Origin of the sequence: Paenibacillus gorillae, from assembly GCF_000513275.1 — a bacterium.
Classification (GTDB): Bacteria; Bacillota; Bacilli; order Paenibacillales; family Paenibacillaceae; genus Pristimantibacillus; species Pristimantibacillus gorillae.
In genome coordinates, this window is the sequence record NZ_CBVJ010000082.1 from 113,831 (window position 1) to 140,355 (window position 26,525).

The window sequence follows — 26,525 nt, forward strand, 5'->3', positions numbered from 1 at the left end:
GGAACCACTCTCGAAATTTAGCTCAGCTGCTCATAGGTAAAGCTCGGGTAGCTGCCGAGAATGCGAACTTGGCAGCCCAGCGCCTCGATCTCCTCAAGCGCCGATGGCAGCAATACCGTATCCAGAGCCATATCGATATCGATGTAAAAATAATATGTGCCGAGCTGCCGCTTCGTTGGACGCGACTCGATTTTGGACAAGTTGATTTTACGCCAAGCGAATGCGGACAGCACCCGGTGAAGCGCACCCGGAAAATCATCCGGAAGCGTAATCAGAATGCTTGTCTTCCGGCTCGCTGATTCCCTTGCCGTGAACGGCTCATTGCCGACAAGAAGAAACCGGGTAAAGTTGTTATTGTGGTCCGTAATCTCGCTGGCAAGCACATCGAGTTGCTGATTGGCAGCCGCCGTTGCCGTGCCAATAGCCGCCCAGCCGTTGTCCGGATTGTCTCGAACGATACGAACGCCCTCAGAGGTGCTGCCTACCGTCTCCTTCTCTGCCAGCGGCATCTCCGCACGCAGAAACTGAAGACATTGTGCGATCGCTACGGGATGGCTGAATACCTTTTTGATTTTGCTCAAATCGAGCTCGCCATCCGCACCAGTCAACTCAGAGCGCCTGCCTATCAAATTCTGAATAGACGGGTACACCCACTCCGCCTGAATCGGTAGATCAACCTCATGCACGAGCCAGTCCATATGCAGGCTGACCGAGCCCTCGATCGTGTTCTCGATCGGAATAATGCTGTATTGGCTAACGTTGTTGACCGTTGACAGGAACACGTCTGCGATCAAGCGGTGATGCTTCCAGATGACTTCTTCATTGCCGAACAGCTTTTTCGCCGCTTCATCGGAGACGGAGCCCGCTGGCAATAGCGCGACGCTCATATTCATTGAACAACCTCTCCTTTAATCCGCGACATTAACGTCGTTCCATCATTTAAGCTGTCGGCATTCGTTTCTTCAACCCGCACTTCCGGCCCCGGCGCGGATGGCTTCAGCCACATCGTCTTCGCCGATACGCCTTCTCCCTGCAGCGTCTCCAGCAGAAAACGCTCCAGCTCCGCTTTGCGCGGGCTGTCCGCATCCACAAACGCAATCAGCGTCGGCCCCGCTCCGCTGAGCGCTGCCCCAAGCGCGCCGTTATTGGCAGCGCGCTCCAGAATTGCCGTCATGCCGGGAATAAGGGCTGCCCGGTAAGGCTGGTGCAGCCGGTCGCGCATCGCATGACGGATCAGGCCAAGCTCGCCGCTGGCCAAAGCGGCGACGAGCAGCGAGCTGCGGCCGACGTTGAAGACAGCGTCGGCCATGCTCACTTGAGAAGGCAGCGCATGGCGCGCCTTCTCTGTGGACAATTGAAACGCTGGAATGGCAACCAGCGTCTCCAGCTTGGGATGCGGTGCAAGCCGCACATAGTCGGCTTGCTCGCCGTCCCAGGCAGAGACAACGATGCCGCCGAATAAGGAAGCGCCAACGTTGTCGGGATGCCCTTCAAGCGACGTGGCGATTTGAAATAGCTTGTCATCACTTAACGGGCTGCCTATCAGCGCATTAGCCGCGACCAGAGCGCCGACAATTGCAGACGCGCTGCTGCCAAGACCTCTCGTCAGCGGGATTTCGCTGTACATCTCAATATGCAGCTCGGGCATTTGCACGCCCGCTTCCTTGAACACCAGCTGTGCTACTTTATAGATTAAATTGGTTTTATCGGTTGGCAGGCCTTGCATCTGCTCGCCATGAAGGCGGAACGATGTTGTTGTCGCCGGCGACATCTCGATCCATGAATAGAGGGAGAGTGCCATGCCCAATGTATCAAAGCCGGGCCCCAGATTGGCTGTGCTTGCCGGCACTTTTACTAATACTCGTTTCATAGCGGGTAAAGCTCCTTTTTGCCTCGATTAGATTTGGATTAGCCTTCTACGCGATAGACGCTCTTCACCTTGCGGATCACATCAAGCGATTCGAACTGCTGCAGCACTTTATTGATCGCCGCTTTGTTCGCATCATGTGTAATCACGATAATTTCGGCTTCCGGATTCAATGGGTTTGGCTGCTGAAGAACGGACTCCAGGCTTACCTCGAAATCAGCAAACACTTGCGTAATACGGGCTAATACGCCCGCCCGGTCGTCAACATGCAGCAGCAGAAAATATTTCGAAGAAATTTGCTCGTCGGATTTGAGCTTTTTCTCCTTGAAGGCCACTACGCCTTGCTTGCCGTTCACGCCCAGCTTCAAGTTTTTCACCACGGCAACCAGATCGGCTACGATGGACGTTGCTGTCGGCAGCTCGCCCGCTCCCGGACCATAGAACATCGTCTCGCCTACTGCTTCGCCATAGACATACACCGCGTTATATACGCCGTTGACGGATGCGATCGGATGGGACGTCTTCACCATAGTCGGCTGTACGCTGATGCTGAACTCATCATCCTGGCGCTCTGCAATGCCGAGAAGCTTCAGTTCATAACCAAGACGCTTCGCATACAAGATGTCCTCTTTGCTCACCTTGGACATCCCTTGTACCGAAACATCGTTCAAGTCCACGTTGGCACGGAAGCCAAGCGTCGACAAAATCGTCATTTTGCGGGCAGCATCCAGACCTTCCACATCAGAGGTTGGATCAGCCTCCGCGTAACCAAGCTCTTGCGCTTCTTTCAATACATCATCATATGACGCGCCTTCTTGACTCATTTTCGTCAAAATATAGTTGGTCGTACCGTTCACGATGCCCATAATCTTCGTAATCCGGTCGGAGGAAAAGCCCTCAATCAGCGTACGAATGATCGGAATGCCTCCGGCAACGCTAGCTTCATAGAAAACGTCGCAGTTATGTTCATGCGCCTTCGCCAAAATTTCTTTGCCGTGCAGCGCCATTAAATCTTTGTTCGCCGTCACGACATGCTTGCCGCTGGCCAGCGCCTCCATAATGTATTCTTTCGTATGTGCAATGCCGCCCATCACTTCAACGATAACGTCAATTTCGGGATGGTGGATAATTTCCCACGGATCCTCGGTCAGCTTGGATGAATCAATCGAAATGCTGCGCGTTTTATTTTTGTTATGAACGAGTACTTTCTCAATGACGATCGGGGATCCGACCTGGCCTTGCAAATCCTCTTGATGTCCCTCCACGATCCGTACGACGCCGGTCCCAACCGTACCAAGACCAAGCAATCCAACTTTAACTGGCTTCATGACATTCCCTCCACAAATCAATCGTCTCGTATATTGTTTATTATTGCATTAACCCTGCCCGATTACGGAAGCTTTGCGCACCCCTTGCTGGCTGCGAATCACTTCGATGAGCGAGGATAGATCTCCGGTCAATTGCGAAATGTCAACCGAAATCACGACATTCGCGTACCCCTGAAGCGGAATGCTCTGATTCATCGTCAGTACGTTGCCCTCCAGTCCAGCGACTAGGCTGAGTACCTTAGACAATACGCCAGACCGATGCTCCAAATCCATCGAAATCGTAACGATGCGTTCCCGTTCAAGCTCATGCAGCGCATACACGCCATCTTTATACTTATAAAAAGCGCTCCGGCTCAAGCCTACCCGCTCAACGGCCTCATGCACCGTAGCGGCTTCTCCCCGCCCAAGCATCTCTTTCACCTGGATCGTCTTCATGATCGCCTCAGGCAGCATATCTTCCCGAACGACATAATAACGTTGCGTCACTATTCGTCCTCCCTACAAAGACAATTGTTCATCTATAATGGACATTATATCGGAATCTGTCCCCTGCGGCAATAGGTTTATTGCTTGCCCCTCTATAAATCCGCTGTAGATTGCTCTATTATTTTATCCGTATAAAATAGAAGTTTTGTCGCCCATTGCGCAGTGGATATACGACTTTTTTAAGCACTTTGAATGGTTGTACAGCTTCCTATAAATATGCTGGTGTCAACTGCTCTAAAAGAGAAACAAAATGCAAATGTACATTTTGTTAAGCCTCAAAGGGCTCCAAATCGCTATCATAATGTAAACGTGCATTTGAAAACCCTCTTGACTGCCCCATTCATGCTTTTTAGTCCAATCAACCTGCACTTTTACATTTTGATGCCATAAAACGGCGAAAAACCGGATAACAAACTGTATTTTTACATTTTGAGAAGATGACGCTGACATCAACCTCGGCTTCCATGGAACCAAACTTCGTTATTAGAGAAAGTAACTTCTTTCTGCGATTCTAGAACCTCAAAATATACGGTCTCACAAGTGTATTCTAATATTCTTACAAGCTAATAGTCTGCTTGCAGCCTGCGTTGATGCTGCCTTATTCTGTACACCTTATCCAGCACTTCCTGCTCTATTACGCTGCTCTAACACTCCCATTTTCTCGCCTGCCGTCATACGACAACACATAGGTATGCGCTCGGAGGTGCGGCGTTAGTTACGGGCATCGGTGATTACAGCCAAAACAAGGAGACGGCATCCGCCGTCTCCTTAAGTCAGTTCTTCAATTCTTTAACTGCCGTACACTTCAAAATTCCATAGCGAGTATCCGAATGCTGTCGCACGTTCCGTACCATTCATACGGACGTACCGCCCGTTCCCTGAAACGGTCAGCTGCTCAGCCCCTCCGTTACCATTCGTAGTAGCATAGATATCGGTCCACGTTGAGCCATTATCAGAAACTTGAATTTTATACGATTTGGCGTGAGCCGTTTCCCAGTCCAGCTTAACTCCCGTTATTTGCCGGGATTGACCCAGGTCAACCATAATCCACTGCGGATCGGCTCCCATTGCCGAACCCCAGCGCGTACCCGGATCTCCGTCAAAAGCATTCGCCGCTGCGAACGGCTCCTGAACTGTCGATGCAGAAGCCGTTTTATTGAGCGACAGCAGTGTGGACGGCACCGTTGCTGTTTGACCATAAACCTCAACTTCATACAACGAATAGCCGTAAATCGTCCCTCTTTCGGTCATGTTAATGCGCACGTAACGGCCGGTGCCGCTCACCGTCACTTCATCAATCCCTCCGTCACCAGTCGTCGTCGAATAAAGATCCGTCCACGCCGTTCCATTATCGGAGACTTGAATTTGATACGACTTGCCGAACGCCGTTTCCCAGTTCAACTTCACTTTGCCGATCGGCTGTGAGGTGCCCAGATCAATAGTCAACGTTTGCTCATCAACGCCTGCCTCGGAAGCCCATCTTGTTTCAGCGCTGCCGTCAACGGCATTTGCCCCTGCGAACGGCGCTTGGGTCGAGGAGACCGTTACCTGCTTGCCCTGCGCAATATTAGTGCCAGGAGCTTCAGGACCTCCGCCTTCGCCCCCACCTTCTTCCCCGCCTTCTCCAATTTCAGCCCAATCATCGGAAACGTTGGAATTGGTCAATGGATTGACAGTGACGAGCGACTTAGCACCCACGACTGCCGTGCCTGTTGTACCACCAGAACTATTTTTGAACGTTACCGTAACCGGCTGAGACGTCGGATTCCAGACGACAGCTTTATAAGCATTTCCTTTTTTATACACCGTTGCACTGCTCCAGCCTGTCGCGTATACCTCTTTCGTACGCTCTCCAAGCGAAGCCATATTATGAACGAACCAATACGTATTGAAAATTTCATTCTTCTGCATCGTCGAAGCATTCCACTTGGCAATAACCGCTTGCGGATCGCTGAGCGCTTGAATCGGCCATACAATATGCTGCCATTCCGTCTCCGGTCCGCCATTATCGGTTACAAATCCGTTGTATAACGCTGCCGCTTTGCCCGGAGCCAAGGCGTAGCTCGTTAAATACTCGGATGTCGGAAGCCAGTGAATGCCATAGATATGCACCGGCAGTCCGCTGAAGAACGTTCCATAGAAATACGAAGAGCCGTACACTTGTCCAACCGACTTATGCGACCATTCCGGCAGCCAGTTATCGCCGTCATAGTTAAACCAGTATTGCTCAACCGCCTTTAATTCCGTTGTAAAGCCGTAGATCGACGCATCGCGGAATGCTGTATCGCCAGTCAGCAAACTCCACATATATTGTCCTACCCAGCCAAACAACGATTCTCCAGCCGCTTCCTGATTGTTGCCGCTATCGTTGTCCGCATAGCCGCCCGCCCATGAATGGCCCTGATACGGGTCAAAGCTGCGAAGGAACGGATACTGCGAGTCCGTACGGGACGGATTCGCGTAATCACGAATCAGATGATTGACCATATCGCCGTATTGTGTGCGGAAACTGTCATCGAACGTGGCCAGAACCGCAGAAGCAAATACGAAATATCCATAGGTAAAATGATGATCTGTAATGCCGCTATTCGCTCCAAATTCGCTCGTCTTGTAGTATGTCGTGCCCCAATCCGAATTGTAGTAGAAGAAATAGTCCGGCTCACCTTGCGTATACGTATACCAATCAGCCAATATTGTGCGCATACGTGCCAAAAACTTATCGCGATACGCCGTCTCTCCCATTTCATTAGCAGCTAGAACTCCCATAGCAAGAGGATGCAATCTCTTTCCTTGCCAGTAAGCGTCTGCCGCCATTAAGTTGCCTGATGTCTCTTCATCAAGGTTTTTCAAATATGCCACCATCTGCGTCCGGTTGTAGTCAGGATTGTCCGGCTGTGTAAATTGCGGCACGATGCCGTAGAACCGGTCAACAGTCGTAAAGGTGTTGCCCTCCCTTACTTTAAGCGTGCCTCGAATTGAAGAGTACGCAAGCGCCGTAAGCGGCGACGTAGTCACCTTCCATTGATGCGGGTAAAGCGCCTGCAGCGTCTGATTAGAGAAGCCTGGCCGCTTAAGTTCGGTCGTGACATTGAAATTCGTTGTGACGAGTGATGTCGCATCATTATAGTCATAGCTCACTTGAGTTCCCGTTACAAACGCATAAGCGTGCTGGTAATAGTAATTCAAATCGGCTGCAGAAGGAAGCGATGCTACAGATAAATAATTTTGGCTGCTGCCCAGCTGAATTTTGATTTTAGCCCCTGCTTTCGTAAACACAGTGCCCGGAGGGGCGAAAATGCCGTATTCTCGCGTTTGCGGCGTTCCGCTTGGACGGCCATCCGTATTCACGACCGTGACGCGCAGATGGTCAGTTGTTACGGTCGAGCCGTCGGTCGCAAGCACCGCTGCGCCGCTGGCATTGTATATGCCTGTAATGAGCGGCGAGTAAATTTCTGCCGAGCTCGGATCGCTGAAGGTATTGTAGACATAAGGCGATCCTTTCACGATTGTCGATTTCATTTTATCCGCAGCATTATCGCTGATGACTGCATCAACCGACCAGTCGGTGTAGCCTGTTACGCGATTAGCCATTTTAGACGAATCGATATTGCCGGCCATTACATACAGATCAGGGTTGCCGTCTGCATTGACAGCCGAGCCGTCGCCGTTCAACCAGCCTGAGCCAGGATTCAGTATACCGAGACCTTGCGGGAAGTATTTCATTTTCATAGGCAGTGTAATGAGATAGTCTCCAAAAGGCTTAATGAGCATCGATTGCCACCAGTCATTGGATTGAATCGGTGCATTGATATTCGATGACTTGTAAGTCGGAAATTTCGGCTGCGGCATCTTAATATCATTGATTAAATAGCTGCCTTGTCCAACTTGGACAGCCGAAGGTGTCGGCAGCGAAGGAATCGTATACGTCGGCTGCGGATGACCAGGAACGTAATCATAAACTTCAAATTCCAGTAGCGAGTAGCCGAAGCTTGTCGCCCGCGCAATGCCGTTCATTCGAACGTAGCGTCCGCTCGTATACACTTGAATGTCCTGCTTGCCTCCCGTGCCCTTAAGCTCCCGATAGACGGTTGTCCATTGCGAGCCATTGGGGGAAACCTGAATATCGAAGGCGCGTCCTGCAGCCGCTTCCCAGTTGAGCACAATACGGCCAATCGTATGGGATGCTCCAAGGTCTACCATAAACCATTCGTTATCCGTATGATTGGACCCCCACCGTGTTCCCGGATTGCCGTCAACGGCATTCGCAGGCAGTGTGGAGCCCGGCGGCAAGTAACCCGATTCTTCAAATGAGGAAGCTGTTACCGCCTTGCCCTGCGCAATGTTAGGGCCATATTCCAAAGGCGGTGTACCCGTGCCGCCCGTTCCGTAAATCTCCAGCTCTAGAATGGAGTAGCCGTAAGCAGGCAAGGCCCGCTCCGTACCATAAATACGGATGTATCGTCCATTGCCGGATACAGCTATGTCATCTATGCCGCCATCACCCGTCGTCGTGCTATACAAGTCATTCCAAGTCATTTCATTATTGGACACTTGAATTTTATACGACTTGGCGTAAGCGCCTTCCCACTGAATCTTGACCCGGTCAACGGCGGCAGCCGCTCCAAGATCGATATAAATCCATTGCGGATCTTCGCCCCATTTGCTTCCCCAACGCGTTCCGGTGCTGCCATCCACTGCAAGATGGGCTGCGTTAGCCCCCTCCACCGATGATGCATAGGCTGTCCGGTTCAATGACAGCAGATAGGAGCCCGCGGCGTGAGCCTGCCTCTCCGTCAAGGCCGACACCAGCGTTAGCAGCAGCGCTGCGACCAGCAGTTGCGCCACCAGCCTTCTGAGCGGCCCCGCTGCTCGTTTTCTTTCTCCCGAATAAACGGATTCCATTATTTGATTCCTCCCAAGCTAAAATTTGGTTGATGCGGTCTTGCTTCGCTGCTTTAAAGACACGCTTCCCGGAAAAACAATAAGTTAAGATCCCCCCTTTATAAAGGAAGCGCTTCCATAGCCTTCCGCTTCCTAGTATAAAAGCTTTGAAGTATGACAGGACATGCCGAGAATTTGCGTTTTATGCCAAAATATCGTCACATTTTTTTCCAGACACCTCCTATTGGCATCACACGCGATGCCTCCTGACGCACACGCAGTGCAGAGTTCAGCACATGAAAAAAAAGCCTGGAAACGACGCACGGAGGCGTGTTCCAGGCTTATTGGTTGTTGCCGCTTTTTAACCCAAATAGTCGTTTCCTTCAAAAAACTCAAAGGTGAAATCGGCGATTTGCACCGTATCTCCATCCTTTGCGCCTTTTTTCCGAAGGGCCGCATCTACGCCCATCTTACGCATAATTTGCGCAAAACGCATAATGGCGTCGTAAGAGTTCATATTCATACGCTTCAAATAGCCTTCGATCGATTTGCCTTCAACGACGTATATCTCGTCTTCTCTGCGAATCGTAAATGAGGAATCTTCGCGTTTCTCGAAGCTGAATACTTTCCGTTCCGCGACATCCTTCACTTCTTCGATATCAAGCTCCAGAGGGACCGTATCCAGTGTATCCGCCACCTTGTACAGCAATTCTTGAATACCTTGCTTCGTGAGCGAAGAAATCGGTACGATGATATACTCCCGTTCGCCGCGAACCTCGTCAAGCTGCTGCTTGAACAGCTCCAGATTGTCCGCTGCTTCCAGCATATCCATTTTGTTCGCGGCAATAATTTGCGGGCGGTCCTTCAGCTTCTCATTGTAGAGGCTAAGCTCTTCATTGATCTTCTGCCAATCCTCAAACGGATCGCGGCCTTCCGAGCCGGCCATATCAATAACGTGGATAATTACCCGCGTCCGCTCGACATGCCGGAGAAACTCATGGCCCAGTCCAACGCCTTCACTAGCCCCTTCAATAAGACCAGGCAAATCGGCCATTACGAAGCTTCGGTCATCCCCAACGTCAACAACACCCAGGTTGGGCGTAATCGTTGTAAAATGATAGGCGCCGATCTTCGGCTTCGCGCCGGATACAACCGACAGAAGCGTCGATTTCCCAACGCTCGGGAACCCGACAAGACCAGCATCAGCCATAACCTTCAGCTCCAGAACGACCCAGCGCTCCTCGCCTTCTTCACCATTCTCGCAAATATCCGGCGCTGGATTATTAATCGTAGCAAAGCGGGTATTGCCGCGTCCGCCGCGTCCGCCGCGGGCAACGATTATTTCTTGGCCATGGCGCGTCATGTCGGCGATAATTTCTTGTGTATCATCATTGACAATAACGGTGCCCGGCGGAATCCGGACGATCATATCGTCTGCGCTGGCGCCATGCATGCTTTTTACTTTGCCCCGCTCACCGGCCGGACCTTTGAAATGCTTCTGGTAGCGAAAATCCATTAAAGTGCGCAGGCCTTCATCTACTCGGAAAATAACGTTGCCGCCTCTTCCTCCGTCACCGCCTGCTGGACCGCCCTCAGGTACGTACTTCTCACGGCGGTAGGAGACGATACCATTGCCCCCGTCGCCGCCTTTTACAAATATTTTCGCTTTATCGACAAACATGCTGTGCCTCCGTTCATGCGCTCAATTCCGCCTTTAGCACAATTTTCTCCTGCGGACGGTCCCATTCGACCGGCTGCAGCAGCGCGCCTTCCAACTGCTTTTTTATTTGATCAGCCAAATGCTGTTCCCCGTTGATCTCGCCAGCATAATAGAAGGAAGCGTATAAGACGCCCTCTTCATTCCGCGTCAGCTCAATTGTCAAAACCGCTGCGTCTCCATAGCCTGCTTTGACAGCCAGCCGGTAGGCGCTGATTAGCTTGATCAGCGTATCTGCAATCGGCTGGCCCCTATCGGGCCATTCATTCAACTGAATATTCTGTTCATTTTTCACTTGCAACTGCAAGGAATTCGTAATGGTGCGGAACGATTGGATATAGCTGACCAGCGATGGCACACCAAGCTTCGCAATGTTGCTCTCAGCTACCATTCTGTCCTTTATCTTCTCCACGTAGTCCGCGGTTCTATCCAGCTTCTGCATTCGGATATAGCCGTACAATACCTGCAAATCATTCATCCAGTCATGCCGGTGATGATTCAGCGTTCGAATACTGGACGCTTGCAAGCTATGTATCGTTTGAGTCATTCGCTCGGAATGCCCCTTCCGTTCAGCCCATATCCATAAAGCAGCGGCTCCCGTCAGCCAACCGAGAAATAGCGCAAGCAACCAATACTGATGAGGCCAAATAAGGACGGCGGCCGATGGCAGCAATATGGATGCTGCGGCACACCGCTTCGCAATAGATAAGCGATCCATGTGTGATCCCACTTTCTGCTCGTTTCCTATATGATCCAGTATAGCGTGATGGCGCCTTCCGCTGAAATAGTTGACCGGCAGCTGCCTAGCCAACGATTCTAAATGAATCCCGAAGCGCAAAAACAATCAAAAAAACCCGGCCTATCATTCAGGCCGGGCCACTTGCTGCTATTAGGCTTCTACTGCTGCGGCTACCGGAGCCAAGTCAACTGGATATACGCTCACTTTTTTGCGATCGCGTCCCCAACGCTCGAACTTAACGACGCCTTCCACTTTCGCGAACAGCGTGTCATCTTTGCCGATACCCACATTGTTGCCTGGGTGAATTTTTGTTCCGCGTTGACGGAACAAAATGCTGCCCGCAGATACGACTTGACCGTCCGCACGTTTAGCGCCGAGGCGTTTCGATTGGCTGTCGCGACCGTTCTTTGTGGAACCTACACCTTTCTTCGAAGCGAAAAGCTGAAGATTCAGTTTCAACATGGTGTTTCCCTCCTTCATGAAAGAAGTTGTTCGCCGATTACGACATTTCTGCCGTAGGATTCAGCGATTGTTGCCAGCATAACTGCCATAGCTTCCAGCAGCAGCTGAATTTTGTCGTCCGTCTCCCGATCGGGGTGCACCGGAATATCCGATGACAGCCAGCCGTTCTTCATAGAGCACGGCAATTCGACTTGCGTCAACGCCTCAATGGCATTGACCGTACCGACCGAAACGGCCGATACGCCAGCGCAGACAATGTCTTTGCCGGGCTTGGCATATTTCGCATGCCCTTCGACCGCGAAAGATATAATCCGTCTGTCAACGGCATTTCGTACAAATGTAACGTTTATCATCTAGAAATCCTCTTACGCTTGGATTTTCTCGATCGTTACTTTAGTGTACGGTTGACGATGACCTTGTTTGCGACGGTAGTTCTTTTTGGCTTTGTATTTGTATACGATGATCTTTTGGCCTCTGCCTTGTTTCTCGACTTTGCCGGAAACCGTAGCGCCAGCAACAACTGGAGCTCCAGTAACCAGACCGTCGCCTTTGGATACAGCCAAGACACGATCAAACGTTACGTTTTCGCCTGCGTTTTGGTCCAATTTCTCGATGTAGATAACATCGCCTTCTTGAACTTTGTATTGCTTACCGCCAGTTTCGATGATTGCGAACATAGATAGTGCACCTCCTTATTGTCGAAGACTCGCCTGACCCAGGTGGCATGAACTTGTGATTCATACGCTTGTACCCGATCGGAGCGGTATCTGCATATCTGTGCTGTAAAACAGCCTAATCAGACATACTAGAACATTATAGCATAAAAGATAGTTTAGATCAACTATTGCCTGCATTATCCGATGCCCACGGTTTTCTTGCCGCTTCCCCCACAGGCCTCGCAGCGTACAGTCAATTGCTGCGTTGCGTTTTCCCTCGCTTTTTTGCGGGTAAGCTCCAGCAAGCCCAATCTTGTCCAGCCCAGAACAGCGCATTTCGTCCGGTCCCGCTTCGCCCACTCAGACATTCGCGACATGACACGCTCCCGGTTGCCTTCGTCCTCCATATCGATAAAATCAACAATGATGATTCCGCCGACGTCCCGGACGGCCAGAAGCCGCGCAATCTCGTCCGCAGCCTCCATGTTTGCCTTGAATACGGTATCCTCCAGATCATTATCACCGGTGAATTTTCCCGTATTCACATCAATAACGGTTAGAGCTTCCGTCTCCTCCCAAATGAGCAGTCCGCCGCTCGAAAGCCTTATCCGCCGCTGAAAATCGGCATTAGCTTGCTCTGTGACTCCAAAGGCTTCGAATAAAGGCTTATCGGAGGCACGATCATACAGCTTTAGACGCTGCTCCAGCTGCGGTGTCATTTCCCGCAGCAGCGCCTGCACTTCAGAATGTCTGGTCGCGTCATCGATCCATACTTCATCAATAGCTTGCGTCATCGCATCTCTGACGATACGCCGCAGCAGCCCCGCTTCCCGGTGCAGCTCGGAGGGTACCGGAGCTTTCGCTGCCCGATTGGAGATATCATTCCATTGCTGTCTGAGCTGTTCCACATCTGCCTCAAGCGCCTGCTCGCTTTCACCTTCTGCCGCTGTTCGCAGAATTATGCCTTCCTCGCCTTGGAGCAGCCGCTCACCAATGAGTCGAAGCCGGGTCCGTTCACTTTCCTTGCCCACTCTTTTGGACACGCCCACATAGCCGGCCACCGGCATATAGACGAGCCATCTGCCAGGCAGCGTAAAATGGGTCGTTACCCTTGCGCCCTTACCGCCAAGCGGCTCTTTCATCACCTGCACAATCAGCTCTTGTCCCGGCCGCACCAGCTGCTGGATGGACGGCTTTTGAGCCGGCTGCTTTTCCAGATGCGGATGCAGCAAATCATCTATGTACAGAAAAGCATTTTTACTCAATCCGATATCGACGAACGCCGCCTGCATGCCCGGAAGCACATTAACAACTCGTCCTTTATAGACATTCCCGACTAACCCGCTATTCTCAGACCTCTCCATATAAAATTCAATCAATCGCCCGTCCTCAAGCACCGCCGTCTGCAGCAGCTCTCCGTGTCCGTGCATTAACAATTGCTTCATTCCCCAACATCACCGCCATGCCTTTTTGTCTAATATTTTAACACATAACCATGACTTCGCGTTCGCCGTACAGGAGAAATAAATCACGATTAGCCTCCAAAATGGACTCTCTTGCTCCAATGGATGTAAGCTTACCTAGCACAACAAGGTACTCCTCGTTTCCTATCGTTGTTTCATCTTCACTAGCGTCTGCTCTGTACGGGATAGATTCCTGTGCAGCAGCAAATGGAATTTTCTTCAATCACACTTAACTTACGAATTCAACGGGTCGAATGTTGCTGTCACCCCAAACTTAATTTAACTCTCGTTGCACACCATGTACAATCACATTCTCATTTCAGCGCAACTGATTCTCTATGCTAAAGCATTCATTCACCATCACTATTCGCGTTCGCTGGTTCTAGCTCTTTACTCGACATATCGTTGCAGCGCGCTACAGAACTCAGTTTCACCAGCTAACTTCTTCTTGTGCTTTTAGTTCTTCCTCTCTCTGCCGAAACTAGTTTTTCTAGGATTACCAGCTTCAATGTTCACCCCCGGCTCAACGCTCGACTTGCCATAGTCGCACCATGCGCCTTACTTCATCCACTAACTTTTCTCCAGCGAACCAGCTTCGCTGTTTAGCGAAGCTAGACTCGTTAAAGCAGTCTATAAGGACTGCTACAACAAAAAGAACGAACCTAATTTCGTTATCCGAGAACCTAGGTTCTCGAATAGCGAAATTAGATTCGTTCCACAAAAATGATGCCGTTATATGGTTGCTACAACGAACTTGCATTCTCTAAATAGCGAATCAGCTTCGCTAATTCGAATTAGCAATACTATACAATAAATTCGCATGATACACGGGTTTAATCTTTCCCCGCCAGACGGAGTAGTTTCGAGTTCATGCTGACTTTTTGAAGGTTGCCCAATCGATCGAATTAACGATCGATCCCCAACCAAGAATGGCAGCATGAACCGAAACTACGGAGTCCGAAACTACGGAGTCATATCAGCTCCATCACCGCCCGATGAGGGTCGCGCTCGGTCAAGTACCGATCGATGAGCCGCTCCTCCGGAACGACTCTTGCTCCCTGGCCCCCCGGCTCCATCACATAGACGAGATGGTACTGCTCCCGCCAGAGCAGACGCATAACCGAGCCAATAGGCTGCTTGCCGCTCACGAACAACGGCCGCGCATAGGCGCCTCGGGCGGCTGCCCGGGCCGCGACCCGGTCGCGGTGCATCAAAAAGCGGACGAATAAATAGGGAATATTGCGGTAGTACGTCCAGTTGGTCAGCAGCAAGAAAATACCGATAGCCAGCAGGTTCAACTGAACGCCTTCATTTGGGCGAAAGGCAATCAATATCGAGAATATAATCATCATGGCGCTAAGCGCAATACTGATCCGAGCTGTCCATTTCATCATCGTAAAATAATTAAAGCCATAGCTAAAAGCCGCTTGCAGCAGCTTCCCCCCGTCGAGCGGGTAGATCGGCAGCAGGTTGAACAGGCCAATCATCATATTGGCTTTCCATACATATGCCGCCCATTCCGCGTCCCACCAGCCAAGCTGGCCGCAGCCCCATGCCGCCAGCCCAATCCATAGGTTTTGCAGCGGTCCCGCTATCGCGACCATTGCTTCCTGGCCTGCAGGAAGTCCGCTCGCCTCATCGACTTCAACAACACCGCCGAAGGGCAGCAGTTTCACTTCGCGTACCGTCCAGCCGAATGCTCTAGCCGTGATGACATGTCCCGCTTCATGAACGAGAACGATCAGAAACAAAGTCAGAAGTTCTGAGAAAAATCCGGTCGCGAGGGAAGCAATCATGACGAGCACGAACAGCGGATGAAACGACCAGCGGATGCCCAGCCATTTAACCAATCGGTATCACGCTCACTGGATCGATGTAACGGTCATTTTGCTTCACTTTAAAATAAAGCAGGCTGGGCTCGTCCCCGCTCATTTCACCCAGCGTACCGATTACGTCGCCCGCCTCCACCCAGTCATTCGCCTTCACACCCGCTGCCCCAAGCTTCGCATAAATGCTCGTTCTCTGATTCGCATGCTCGATCACAACTGTAACGCCGGTTTTGCTCTCCTCCGTCACAAGCAGTACGCGGCCGGTCTCGACAGCATTAACTTTTTCCTTAGGCGCACCGGCAAGCTCAATTCCATCCAGCAGCTCAGCAAACGTCTTGACAAGCGCACCATCAGGAAGCGGAGAGACGACCGGCAATTCCACTGCGCCCTCAGCGGATTGTGCCGGCTTCGTTTCATCTCCGAATATCGGAATGAAGGAAGGCGCACCGGCAAAGGTTTGCTTGTACCATACCGCAACAGCTGCAAAATCCATTTCTTCCGTTAAAGCGCTCTTCACGAAGCTTCGGCCTTCAATCGTCCAATCGGCATCATATTGGTACATTCCCCATATCGCAGCAAACAAAAATACCGCCGCAATAACTTTCCACTTTAGCTCTTTGCGGAAACCATTCCATCCGCCGCCATTTCCATAGCTGTTCCAAGTATCATCCCGATCCCGCTGGCTGCCGTTTCGGCCGCCCTCGTCCTCGACTCCCCAACCTAGCCAAGGAGTAGGATTCGTCTTCCACTGCCTCTCGGGGTCAAGCTCATGCGTTATCCGCTCCTCAGCTCGAATCGGTCTTCCATTTGGCGGGCTTAACGGAAAATCCCCGTTTCCAGCCGTTCTATAGTCACTCCGGTCATTTCTTGGCTGCGCGGCTTGCTGCTCTAACAATCGTTTAATTTTCTCCTGTCTCCGCTGGCGTATACCGTCCTTTGCATTCATCGAAAGTTCCTCCCTCTCCCCGGCATGCAGCCAACGCGCCTGCTGCGAGAGCTTGTTCATTTACTCATATCTATGAGGAGAATGAGACAAGTATTCGGGTGAGCCTTGGAGAAAAAACAAAAAGCGTCCGCCCTCAGCTAGAGGTGCGAACGCCCGTAATCAATCGGCAAGCTCGTATTTTTCCTGATGCGCTTTAATACTGAAAACAATGCCAATCGAAATCATGTTTAGAAGAAGCGATGTGCCGCCATAGCTTATAAAAGGTAAGGTAATGCCTGTAATCGGCATTAATCCGATCATCATTCCGATGTTCTGGAAAATTTGAAATACGAACATCGTCGCAATACCGATTACGATAAATGATGCTTTTTGATCGTAACACTTGAAGGCGATGATAATCATCCTATAAATAAGCAAGAAATACAGCAGCAGCAGCACCGCTGAGCCCTGGAACCCGAATTCCTCCCCGACGACGACAAAAATCGAGTCTGAATAAGGATACGGAATAAATTTGCCCTTCAGCATATCGCCCTGCATATAGCCGTCACCGCTTAAACCGCCTGAACCGATTGCGATTCTGGCATTAACCGACTGATGCTTATCATCTTGAGACGCTTGCTCCGGGTTAATAAACGTATTAATCCGCTGATACCAGTGCTTCTTTTTGTGCAGATCAAGATAATCGTAAATTTGCGAGTTGAACGTATTAAATAGAGACACGAACAATATAACTGCGGCGATAACCGTCGCCAGACCTACAAGCACATGCGTATATTTGACGTTGCCGATCCAGAGCATGCCTAGAACGATAACTAAGTAAATAATCGCATTGCCAAGGTCCGGCTGAATCATAACGAGCATGAACGGCAGGAAGGCAAATGCCGCTACCGGCACCAGATCTTTCGTGAACGTCAGCTTGTCGCCCTGCCGTCTGCCCATAATATAGGCAATGCCTATAATAATGATGATCTTCATAATCTCGGCCGGTTGAAACAGAAAGCCCGGAAGCTGAAACCAGCCCTTGGCACCGTTTATTTCCGAGCCGAAAAAATAAACCAAAATGAGCAGCGTTACACCAATGCCATACAGCACATGCCAGCCCTTCAGCAAAATACGGTAATCGAAAACCGTTGCCAGAATTGCGATGCAAAAACCGATTCCATAGTAGATAAGCGTCTTAACATCGTAATTGTGATACAAGGCGTTGTTATGCGTGGCGCTGCGGACGAGAATCGTGCTGATGAACATGAGGCAGACGAGAATTGCAATAATACCCCAGTCGATTTTTTTCAGTTTGTTAAGCACAAGGCAATCATCCTATTCCAAGAAACTTGCGGAAGCGCTTGAAGGCGCCAGCTTTCTCATCGAGCAGCATCAAAGGAACCATATCGCCTAATATACGGCGGGCAACGTTGCGATAAGCGATCGCCGCACGCGAGGATGGATCCATAACCGTCGGCTCGCCAGCGTTGGCAGCCTTAATTACCTTCTCATCATCCGGTACGATACCGATCAAATCAACGGCCAAAACTTGGCAGATTTCGTCGATATCGAGCATGTCGCCCGTTTTCACCATATTATTCCGAATCCGGTTAATAATAATTTTCGAAGCGATCTTCTCCTTGTCGAGAAGTCCGATGACCCGGTCAGCGTCGCGAACTGCCGCGTTTTCCGGCGTTGTCACCACGATGGCACGATCTGCGCCGGCGATGGCGTTACGGAAGCCCTGCTCGATGCCTGCGGGGCAATCGATAATGACATAATCGAAATCCTGCTTCAACTCCAGGACGATTTGCTTCACTTGATCGGGCTGAACATCATTTTTATCCTTCGTCTGAGCGGCCGGGAGCATGTACAGCTCATCAAAGCGCTTATCCTTAATCAGCGCCTGATTCAACCGGCAACGGCCATCGGCCACGTCGATCAGGTCATAAATAATACGGTTTTCCAGCCCCATGACAACATCCAGATTGCGCAAGCCGATATCCGTATCGACCATGCAAACCTTTTTGCCGAGCAGAGCAAGCGCCGTACCTAAATTTGCCGATGTCGTCGTCTTGCCGACTCCGCCTTTACCGGACGTAATAACAATTGCCTCTCCCATACGTTACACCCCTCTTCACATAATCGGATTATTGCGCAAACGGAACAGCTGCGTAATCTTGTCGATCTGCATGCTGCCGTCATGCAAATAAGCGAATTCCATTGTAGCGTCGCCGCTCATCCACTCCTCCGGCGGTCTGCTAATCACTTCCGCAATTCGCAGCTGCGTCGGACGCATAAGCGAGGCGGCGATAATGACATCAGTCCGCCCTCCAACACCAGCATGGGCAACTCCTCTTAATGCACCAAGCACATAGATATCACCCGTGCATAAAATCGTGCCTCCCGGATTCACATCGCCTGTTAACAGCAAATCTCCGTCATGCTCGACCATTTGCCCGGAACGGATCATGCCAGTGATGACACGAGGTCCGGTCGGGCCCTCTATTTTATCGGCCCGCTGCACTTCCGATTCGACCGATTGCACGATCAAATTCCCTTGCGCCCGGATTACCGAACGAATCCGCTCTTTATCTTCGTCGACGAGCTGCCTCGTCCCCAGCTTCACATGTACGTGAACCAAAGGCCCGGTCAACAGCTGCTGATGCGTTTTTTCAAGCTTGTACTGCAATTCATCCATTAAGACGGCGAACTCGCACTGGTCGTCGAGAAGGAAAACGAGACCTTCCTTTACGCCTTTTATCATGATATGCTGCTTCTCGGTCACGTCAGTCCCTCCCAACGTATTCCATTCTTTTCGCAACGCCTAAATTCCTGCTTATAGCCGTTTTTTTATTCTTCTTCCTTCTCAGAGCCGCGCGACCAACTGCTCTCGCACAGCTTCCGAGCAGGCACATAGCAGATCAAAGCGAAGACCAGCTGCAGGAACAGACTAGGAAGAATGTGATCCAGAAGCGCCCAAGCATAGGATTCATTCGTAATGCGGAATGCTTTGTAAATAAAATATACGAACGTGTCATTAACCAGACAAGCAAGGCCGATGACGGATAGAGCAGTCAGCAGCGTGCTGCGCTTGCGCTCCAGAAGCAATCCTGTGAAATATCCGATAAGTCCCATAACAAAAGCGTGTACGCCCATCAAATGTCCGAAAAAGACGACGTCCTGCAGCATGCCGAAGCCGATTCCGAGCAGCAAGGCATGGTGCCGGCCGCTGTATAAAGCAGCATAAATGACGAATACGAACGTAAAGTGAGGAACGATTCTTCCAGCCAGGTCAACCGGAATAATCCAAGGCATAATCGCGCCTTCAATAATAAATAGCAGAAACATTACGCCGATGAGTCGATTGATGCTCATCCCGTTCATTCCGCAGCATCCTCGATATCTTGAACTTCAACGACAAATACCTCAGTTAAATGGTCAAATTTAGCCGCTAGCTTGACCGATGCGGTATATGTAAGACCAAAATCGCCTACCTGCTTGTTCTCTACCGTACCGATTACCAGACCCCGCGGATATACGTTGCCAAGTCCTGACGTAATAACGACATCATCGACAATCATTTTGTCCTTCTCATCGATTTTCGTCATCATGAGACGATCCGTTTCTTGATTATAGCTGCTTATAATACCGAAAGAATCAAGTTTTCCTAAAATCGTTGCTGCAATTAAATTAGAATTCGGCGATTTCTCATCCAGTTCAGTAATCGGCATAACTGTGCTCGTAAACGGGCGAACCTCGCTGACAAGACCAATCAAGCCGTCTACTGTTGTAACTGCCATATTCTTCTTAATACCGTTCTTGGAGCCCAGATTGATAACCATCGTACGGTTGGATGTGTCGTTATTCACTGCGACAACCTGTGCAATCCGATATTTATAATTGTACAGCTGCTCCTGACGTTCTGTGAAATCCAACTCTTCTTTAAAACGCTTATTTTCCTGTTCGATAAAATTATAGTTGATCTTGTCGCGCGCATAAGCGGCTGCCAGCAGTTTCAACTGTTCGTTTTCCTCATGGATCGTGCGCAAGTTTCGGATATCCTCAAAGAAGCCCGCTATAATTCCAGCGGGCTTGTAGAATAGACTCTGCGCAAAACCAACGGAATCGCCAAGAAACTTTTCTGGCATTGTTAGTTCTTTACGGTCACTTAACGAAAAACCGATGACCGCAATGAACAGTATAAAGCCGAACATAAGCATGAACATCCGCTTATTTCTAAACAGCTTAAACAGCTCAATCACCTGCCTATTTCATTTACAATTCCGTATGGCGCTCGCGGCCAGGTTAACGTTTCGAACGCGACGAGCTTCTGTTTTTGAACAAGTGAATGTTGTCAAGCGAACGGCCTGTTCCAATTGCCACGCAATCAAGCGGGTTGTCCGCTACAATTACAGGCATGCCTGTCTCGCGAGCCAGCAGTTTGTCCAAATTGCGAAGCAGCGCTCCGCCGCCTGTCAATACGATGCCGCGATCCATAATGTCCGCAGAAAGCTCCGGCGGGCATTTTTCAAGCGTGATTTTCACCGCATCAACAATCGCATTAACTGTATCCATCAGCGCTTCCGTAATTTCCTCAGCTGTAATCGGCAGCGTCTTCGGCAAGCCTGTAACGAGGTCACGGCCGCGAATTTCAATCGATTCAGGCGCATCAAGCGGCAGCGCAGAGCCGATTTCCATTTTCAACTGTTCGGACGTTCTTTCGCCGATCATCAAATTGTAGAAGCGTTTGATATACTGAATGATCGATTCATCCATTTCATCACCGGCAACCCGGATCGAACGGCTCGTTACGATACCGCCCAAGGAAATTACAGCAACCTCAGTCGTACCGCCGCCAATATCGACAACCATGCTGCCTGTAGGCTCCCACACAGGGAGATCAGCGCCAATTGCTGCTGCGAATGGCTCTTCAATTGTGTAAGCCTCACGTGCGCCAGCTTGCTTCGCGGCATCCTCAACAGCGCGCTTCTCAACCGCTGTAATACCGGAAGGAACACAAACCATAACGTTCGGGTGACGCGGAAAAAGCGACTTTTGCTTTTGCGCCGAACGAATGAAATATTTAATCATTGTAGCAGTCGTCTCGAAATCAGCGATTACGCCATCTTTCATCGGACGTACAGCACGAATGTTGCCCGGCGTTCTGCCGATCATTTTTTTCGCCTGCTCGCCTACTGCTTCAATCGTTTTTGTATCCGTACGAAGGGCCACAACCGACGGCTCCCTCACTACAATTCCTTTTCCTTTAACGAAAACCAGCGTGTTCGCCGTTCCTAAGTCGATGCCCAGATCTTTCGAAAAACCACCAAACATGTTAATGCTCCCTTCTAATTGCGACAATCCCACTTATTATATTACAAATAACCTTGTTCCTTCAAACTGATAAACCTTCCATCTCCAATAACCAGATGATCCAGCACTTCGATGCCTACTAATTCGCCAGCTTCCATCAGACGCTTCGTTAGCGCGATATCTTCCGGGCTGGGCTGCGGATCACCGCTGGGATGGTTGTGAACGCAAATTAGAGATGCGCTGCTGCATTTGATCGCCGCGCGGAACACTTCCCGCGGATGGACAAGCGAGGCATTCAACGTGCCGATCGACAATGTTTCCCGGGCAATAATGTGGTTTTTCGTATTTAGAAACAAGCAGACGAAATGCTCCTTATTCAAATAACGGAGATCCTCCATTACATAATCGGCTGCATCCTGAGGCCTGCGTACCGTGACCGTCTCGCCATGACGACTGCGTGTAATCCGGCGTCCGAGCTCAATGCCCGCACGCAATTGCACCGCTTTAGCCGGTCCGATCCCTCTAATCTTCGTCAACTCGTCCATGCTCATATCAACCAAATTGCGTAAGTTGCCGCATTCCTTCAAAATTTTACCAGCCAAATGAACAGCCGATTCCCGCTTTGTACCTGTACGCAGCAGAATCGCCAGCAGTTCTGTATGGCTAAGTGCTTCGGCCCCATATCGCATCATGCGCTCTCTTGGACGTTCATCATGGGGGACATTGCGCAACAGCTCTCCTTGCGACTCCATGTCCATCCCTTCCCTCAACTCTTAATAACGATCGTTTTTAATAGTACTGTTCAATTCAATAGTTAGTTATCGCTGCATCATGCCAGACGTTTAGGCTTCAAATACATCAATGCCGAATTCAAGAAGCATGTCCGACAAAAGCGAGATCGGCAATCCGACGACATTGAAATAGCAGCCTTCGATACGGTCGACATTCGCCGCCCCGTAACCTTGGATGCCGTATGCGCCAGCCTTGTCATCCGATTCTCCTGTTGCGATATATTTAGAAATTCTTTCATCGCTCAGCGGCTTCATATAGACCTTGGTCATACGATGCTTGACGACAGCCAGTCCATTCCCGGTCGGCAAACAGGCAACTCCCGTATAAACTTCATGGGAACGCCCTTGCAGTCTCTTTAGCATACCAAAGGCATCATTGCGGTCCTTCGGCTTGCCGAGCACATCGCCGTCGACGACAACAATCGTATCGGCACCGACGACGATGGAGGACGACTCCTCCTGCTTCTCGCTCAAAATTGCCGCTGTAGCCCGCGCTTTGCGCAGACTCAGCTGCTCTACGATATGCCCCGGGGTCCAGTCTTCAGGTACAGACTCGTCAGCGTCAGAGGGCAAAATATAAACCGGCAAGGAAAGGCCCAGCGATGCGACCAGTTCCTTCCGGCGCGGAGACGATGATGCCAGCACGAGCTGACTAATCGGCTGCATTTGCATTTCGTTGGCATGTTTCGATTTCAACTATCCCGTTCTCCTTTATAACTTACCGCATAAGTTATGCGGTTCATATTTTGCGATAGAGCCATATTGCTGCGGCAACTCCGATGATGCTAAGCAAGCTGATCTGAAGGTGGATGGATAGATCGAGGCGGAGAGCGTAAAGATCGACGGCAGGAGACCAAGAAGTTTGAATCGTTTTGGTCAAAAAGGATAATCCGGATACCGGTTCCAGCCAGCGCGCAAGCAATGCGCCTGCCAGCAAGCCGAGTACGAGGAAAAGCAATAAAATCCAGCCGTTTTTCTTCATGATTCAACGCCTCTCGCCATTAATTGACACCTGTTTCTTATTATACTTAGGTTTGATTTTCATTACAATGCGCTCACGGACTCAAACCATTGCTTTTGTGTCAGAATCGTTCCCATCAAATCGCTTTGAATAGCCTGCAAATGCGATTGTGACGGCTTTTTATCGTATTCCTCAAGTCCTTTGGCGGCGGAATTGAGGGATTGAATTAATTTTATGAGAAATGCCTGTCCTTCTTTGTCCTTTACTCCCGCTTCCATCGCCTTCACACTCTCCGTCCAGCTTTGATGAGAAGCCAACCAAGCTTTAGATGCCGCCGAACTGAGCGAAGATAATTGCGGCTGTTCCAATTGCGTCAGCGTAAGCTTATCGATCATCGACACCAGCTCCGCTGTTCTGCTGAAAAACGCTTCCGCTGCTGCTGCATCGCCGCTAAACGGAAATTGCTGCGGCACTTCAACGTCCACCTGCTTCACATAAAGCTCCATACCGCTTAATGTTTTGCCAAGAGTGACCGCCTGCGCACGATCCCCTGCCAGCCCTGTGTACGCTCTATAATCGGTCCCCGTGTAAAATCCTGCCGCTGCGTTCCCGCGGCTTTGCAGATCGGCTAGCGCAGCCTGCAGCCCCTCAGCATTGCTGAATACGCCATATTGCAGCATATAGTAGGTTTGTACAGGAAGAGAAAGATTAGCGGAGGCGCTCCCTTTGCCTGTTACCTCTCCTGCTGCTGCAGTTCCGTTTCCAGGGTTAGCACCGTTTCCTTTGCCTGCCGTAGCTTTACCGCCTCCCTGTCCGGGGTTGGCAATGGCTCCGTCAACCGGTTTCGCCGCACCGCCCGTTCCCTCGCCAGGCCAGACTGGCGTACCTGTAAATAAATTTAGCAGCAAATAACCGAATAATGCGCCAGTTGCAAGCGCAGCCGCCACGGACAGAAACACCTTCATCCAAGAGGGCGGAGCGGAATAACGTTTGACCGTCCATTCATGCTTGCCCCCGGCCTCAATCCCGCCTGTTTCCTCTGGAAATTCTTGAGCATAATGGGCTGCACCTACACCTGCATCTGGTTGTGGTTGTGCATCCCCTCTATGCTCAATCTCCAGCTCGGGGTTGAAAGAATGAATTGACGCATCATTGGCAGCAGCTTTGCGATTTACCGCTTTAGGCTTGGCAGGACGCTGATCAGCTTTCTCTTGACTCTCTGGCGTATGGCTCCGGTTTTCTCTATCCTTTGAATTGTCTGTATCGCGTATAAGCTGCTCAAGCGCGCCGACATCCTCTTGAAACGCTGTATTCCAGGGTGTGAATTCCCCGCTCATGCTATACGAATCATAGCTTTCTTTATAAATCGGAACGACTTTCGAAGCAGTCTTGGAGGGCGACGCTGAAGCTGGGACTGCCGTACCGTTAACATCAACAGCATTCCAAGGATCACGCATATCCCCCTGCGTTCCTGCACTATTTCTCTTCATCTCTTGGCGATTGCTATCTGGAAGTGGCTGTCCGCTGCGGTCGAAACGATAAGTAATGCGATTATTGGATTTCATGTCAACTCTCTCCTTGTCCCATTCTTCTATTGCTAGTTTATGAGAGTGTTAAGAGAATTATGAGCATGAAACCGCTAAGACATCGCTGCAAAAAAAAGATGCCCGGACCGGTGTAATTCCGGTCGGGCATCCTTCCATTTCTGTTATGCGTGTTCCTTCAACGATTTGGCAAGCGAATCGGCAACCTTCCAAATATCGCCGGCTCCCATCGTAATGACGAGATCGCCGGGCGCAACTTTGGCCGTCAGGTATTCCAACACTTCTTCCTTCGTTGGAATATAGGACGTATTCGCATTGCTGTTGCTTTGGATCAGCTCTACAAGCTTGCGAGAATTGACGCCTTCAATCTGCTGCTCGCCGGCTGGCGAGTAGATATCGGTAATAACAACCTCGTCCGCCTCCGGAAATGCACGGCTAAATTGATCCAGCAGAAAAAACGTCCGCGTATAACGCTGGGGCTGGAATACGGCAACAATGCGCTTGCCTGTCGCTTTCGCTGCGCTGATTGTCGCTTGAATTTCTGTTGGATGATGCGCGTAATCGTCAATGACGAGAATATCATTGATCTCGCCTAGCACTTGGAAACGGCGCTTCGCTCCGCGGAATTCATGAATCGCATCAGCAACTTCCTGGAACGGCAAGCCTGCTTCTAGACATGTAATAATTGTCGCCATCGCATTATAAACATTATGTTTGCCCGGTACGGACAGGTTAACCGTGCCAAGCTTGGTCCCGCCCTTGGTCATGTTGAAAGTCACCTTGCGGTCGCCAAGCGTAATGTTCTCCGCTTTGTACTCCGCATCGCCTTCAATACCGTACGTAATGAGCCTGCCGCGCGCGTCGGCATCCAGCCGCGGCAATATTTCCGTGACGTTCTCATCATCCGTGCATACGATCGCCTTGCCGTCTTCCTTCACTTGCGACAAGAATTGAACATAGGCTGTCTTCAGCTTTTCGAAATCGCCATCATAGTTTTCAAGATGATCCGGCTCAATATTCGTTACAATCGCAATCGCAGGATGATATTGAAGGAAAGACCCGTCGCTTTCATCCGCTTCAGCCACTACATACTCGCCTTTTCCGGCTTTTGCGTTTGTCCCGACGTTGACAATCTCGCCGCCGATAATATAAGTCGGGTCGGCCTTGCAGGATTCCATAACGAGCGCGATCATCGAGGAAGTCGTCGTCTTGCCGTGTGCACCAGCAACAGCGACTCCTTTTCCTGCATTCATGAGGCGAGCCAGCATCTGGGCACGATGCAGTACCGGAATGTTCAGCTCCTCTGCCGCTCTGCGCTCTACGTTGTCTCTTGATAGAGCGGTCGAATAGACGACCAGATCAGCTCCGTTGACATGCTCCGGTTCATGACCGATATAGATTTGCGCTCCCTTAGCAGCGAGCTTCTCCGTCAATTCCTGACGGGCGACGTCTGATCCCGTTACGGTATAGCCCATTTCGAGCATGACGCGCGCTATGGCACTCATGCCATAGCCGCCGATTCCAATGAAATGAACATGTTCTGCTGTATTCAAAGAC

At 50.5% G+C, this 26,525-nt stretch carries 24 protein-coding genes; all 24 read right to left on the reverse strand.

What is annotated here, in order from left to right:
* Nucleotides 1-17: 17 nt before the first annotated feature.
* The 24 genes from pheA to murC all read right to left on the reverse strand — a co-directional run bounded on the left by pheA (nucleotide 18) and on the right by murC (nucleotide 26,521).
* A complete protein-coding gene (gene pheA / locus TY10_RS14555) occupies nucleotides 18-893 on the reverse strand; it encodes a prephenate dehydratase (RefSeq protein ID WP_238327642.1) in 876 nt (291 codons plus the stop codon).
* Nucleotides 890-1,870, reverse strand: a complete 981-nt coding sequence (thrB, locus tag TY10_RS14560; protein ID WP_042164712.1) for a homoserine kinase — start codon at nucleotides 1,868-1,870, stop codon at nucleotides 890-892. The genes pheA and thrB overlap by 4 nt, the downstream gene beginning before the upstream one ends.
* 38 nt (nucleotides 1,871-1,908) lie before the next feature.
* Nucleotides 1,909-3,195 carry a homoserine dehydrogenase gene (locus tag TY10_RS14565; RefSeq protein WP_042164714.1) on the reverse strand — a complete coding sequence of 429 codons (1,287 nt, stop codon included), beginning with the start codon at nucleotides 3,193-3,195 and terminating at the stop codon, nucleotides 1,909-1,911.
* 48 nt (nucleotides 3,196-3,243) lie between these two features.
* The gene (locus TY10_RS14570) at nucleotides 3,244-3,681 is read right to left on the reverse strand and encodes an ACT domain-containing protein (RefSeq protein ID WP_042164717.1); all 438 of its coding nucleotides are present in this window, start codon (nucleotides 3,679-3,681) and stop codon (nucleotides 3,244-3,246) included.
* Between the two features lie 789 nt (nucleotides 3,682-4,470).
* Nucleotides 4,471-8,583 (reverse strand): galactose-binding domain-containing protein, encoded by a 4,113-nt coding sequence (locus TY10_RS14580; RefSeq protein ID WP_052350552.1) that lies wholly within the window; start codon nucleotides 8,581-8,583, stop codon nucleotides 4,471-4,473.
* Nucleotides 8,584-8,923: 340 nt separating this feature from the next.
* Nucleotides 8,924-10,243, reverse strand: a complete 1,320-nt coding sequence (gene obgE / locus TY10_RS14585) for a GTPase ObgE (protein WP_042164722.1) — start codon at nucleotides 10,241-10,243, stop codon at nucleotides 8,924-8,926.
* Nucleotides 10,244-10,256: 13 nt separating this feature from the next.
* Entirely contained in the window at nucleotides 10,257-10,997 is a 741-nt protein-coding gene (locus TY10_RS14590) for a Spo0B domain-containing protein (RefSeq protein ID WP_042164725.1), read from the reverse strand.
* Nucleotides 10,998-11,168: 171 nt separating this feature from the next.
* Nucleotides 11,169-11,480, reverse strand: coding sequence for a 50S ribosomal protein L27 (rpmA, locus tag TY10_RS14595; RefSeq protein ID WP_042164730.1), 312 nt, complete (start codon nucleotides 11,478-11,480; stop codon nucleotides 11,169-11,171).
* 14 nt (nucleotides 11,481-11,494) lie between these two features.
* Complete coding sequence (locus TY10_RS14600) at nucleotides 11,495-11,833, reverse strand: ribosomal-processing cysteine protease Prp (RefSeq protein WP_042164732.1); 339 nt, start codon at nucleotides 11,831-11,833, stop codon at nucleotides 11,495-11,497.
* A gap of 12 nt (nucleotides 11,834-11,845) precedes the next feature.
* The gene (gene rplU, locus TY10_RS14605) at nucleotides 11,846-12,157 is read right to left on the reverse strand and encodes a 50S ribosomal protein L21 (RefSeq protein WP_042164735.1); all 312 of its coding nucleotides are present in this window, start codon (nucleotides 12,155-12,157) and stop codon (nucleotides 11,846-11,848) included.
* A gap of 176 nt (nucleotides 12,158-12,333) precedes the next feature.
* Nucleotides 12,334-13,581 (reverse strand): Rne/Rng family ribonuclease, encoded by a 1,248-nt coding sequence (locus TY10_RS14610; protein WP_042164738.1) that lies wholly within the window; start codon nucleotides 13,579-13,581, stop codon nucleotides 12,334-12,336.
* A 989-nt stretch (nucleotides 13,582-14,570) separates the two neighbouring features.
* Complete coding sequence (locus TY10_RS14615; RefSeq protein ID WP_042164740.1) at nucleotides 14,571-15,449, reverse strand: M50 family metallopeptidase; 879 nt, start codon at nucleotides 15,447-15,449, stop codon at nucleotides 14,571-14,573.
* On the reverse strand, nucleotides 15,442-16,374 hold the full coding sequence (locus TY10_RS28885) for a M23 family metallopeptidase (protein ID WP_052350553.1): 933 nt from the start codon (nucleotides 16,372-16,374) through the stop codon (nucleotides 15,442-15,444). Before TY10_RS28885 ends, TY10_RS14615 begins: the two co-directional genes overlap by 8 nt.
* Before the next feature lie 159 nt (nucleotides 16,375-16,533).
* A complete protein-coding gene (locus tag TY10_RS14625) occupies nucleotides 16,534-17,679 on the reverse strand; it encodes an FtsW/RodA/SpoVE family cell cycle protein (RefSeq protein WP_042164743.1) in 1,146 nt (381 codons plus the stop codon).
* 7 nt (nucleotides 17,680-17,686) lie between these two features.
* Complete coding sequence (gene minD / locus TY10_RS14630) at nucleotides 17,687-18,478, reverse strand: septum site-determining protein MinD (protein WP_042164744.1); 792 nt, start codon at nucleotides 18,476-18,478, stop codon at nucleotides 17,687-17,689.
* A gap of 15 nt (nucleotides 18,479-18,493) precedes the next feature.
* The gene (locus TY10_RS14635) at nucleotides 18,494-19,144 is read right to left on the reverse strand and encodes a septum site-determining protein MinC (RefSeq protein ID WP_420329407.1); all 651 of its coding nucleotides are present in this window, start codon (nucleotides 19,142-19,144) and stop codon (nucleotides 18,494-18,496) included.
* A gap of 65 nt (nucleotides 19,145-19,209) precedes the next feature.
* Nucleotides 19,210-19,743: a rod shape-determining protein MreD gene (gene mreD, locus TY10_RS14640; protein ID WP_081735286.1), complete on the reverse strand. Its 534-nt coding sequence runs from the start codon at nucleotides 19,741-19,743 to the stop codon at nucleotides 19,210-19,212.
* On the reverse strand, nucleotides 19,740-20,573 hold the full coding sequence (gene mreC, locus TY10_RS14645) for a rod shape-determining protein MreC (RefSeq protein ID WP_238327643.1): 834 nt from the start codon (nucleotides 20,571-20,573) through the stop codon (nucleotides 19,740-19,742). The genes mreD and mreC overlap by 4 nt, the downstream gene beginning before the upstream one ends.
* 91 nt (nucleotides 20,574-20,664) lie before the next feature.
* A complete protein-coding gene (locus TY10_RS14650) occupies nucleotides 20,665-21,693 on the reverse strand; it encodes a rod shape-determining protein (RefSeq protein ID WP_042164749.1) in 1,029 nt (342 codons plus the stop codon).
* 41 nt (nucleotides 21,694-21,734) lie between these two features.
* Entirely contained in the window at nucleotides 21,735-22,424 is a 690-nt protein-coding gene (gene radC / locus TY10_RS14655; RefSeq protein ID WP_042164751.1) for a RadC family protein, read from the reverse strand.
* Between the two features lie 90 nt (nucleotides 22,425-22,514).
* Complete coding sequence (locus TY10_RS14660) at nucleotides 22,515-23,135, reverse strand: Maf family protein (protein ID WP_042164873.1); 621 nt, start codon at nucleotides 23,133-23,135, stop codon at nucleotides 22,515-22,517.
* 67 nt (nucleotides 23,136-23,202) lie between these two features.
* Nucleotides 23,203-23,445, reverse strand: coding sequence for a DUF4321 domain-containing protein (locus tag TY10_RS14665; protein WP_042164753.1), 243 nt, complete (start codon nucleotides 23,443-23,445; stop codon nucleotides 23,203-23,205).
* A gap of 62 nt (nucleotides 23,446-23,507) precedes the next feature.
* Nucleotides 23,508-24,989 carry an SPOR domain-containing protein gene (locus tag TY10_RS14670; protein ID WP_042164755.1) on the reverse strand — a complete coding sequence of 494 codons (1,482 nt, stop codon included), beginning with the start codon at nucleotides 24,987-24,989 and terminating at the stop codon, nucleotides 23,508-23,510.
* Nucleotides 24,990-25,132: 143 nt separating this feature from the next.
* The gene (murC, locus tag TY10_RS14675) at nucleotides 25,133-26,521 is read right to left on the reverse strand and encodes a UDP-N-acetylmuramate--L-alanine ligase (RefSeq protein WP_042164758.1); all 1,389 of its coding nucleotides are present in this window, start codon (nucleotides 26,519-26,521) and stop codon (nucleotides 25,133-25,135) included.
* Nucleotides 26,522-26,525 lie beyond the last annotated feature (4 nt).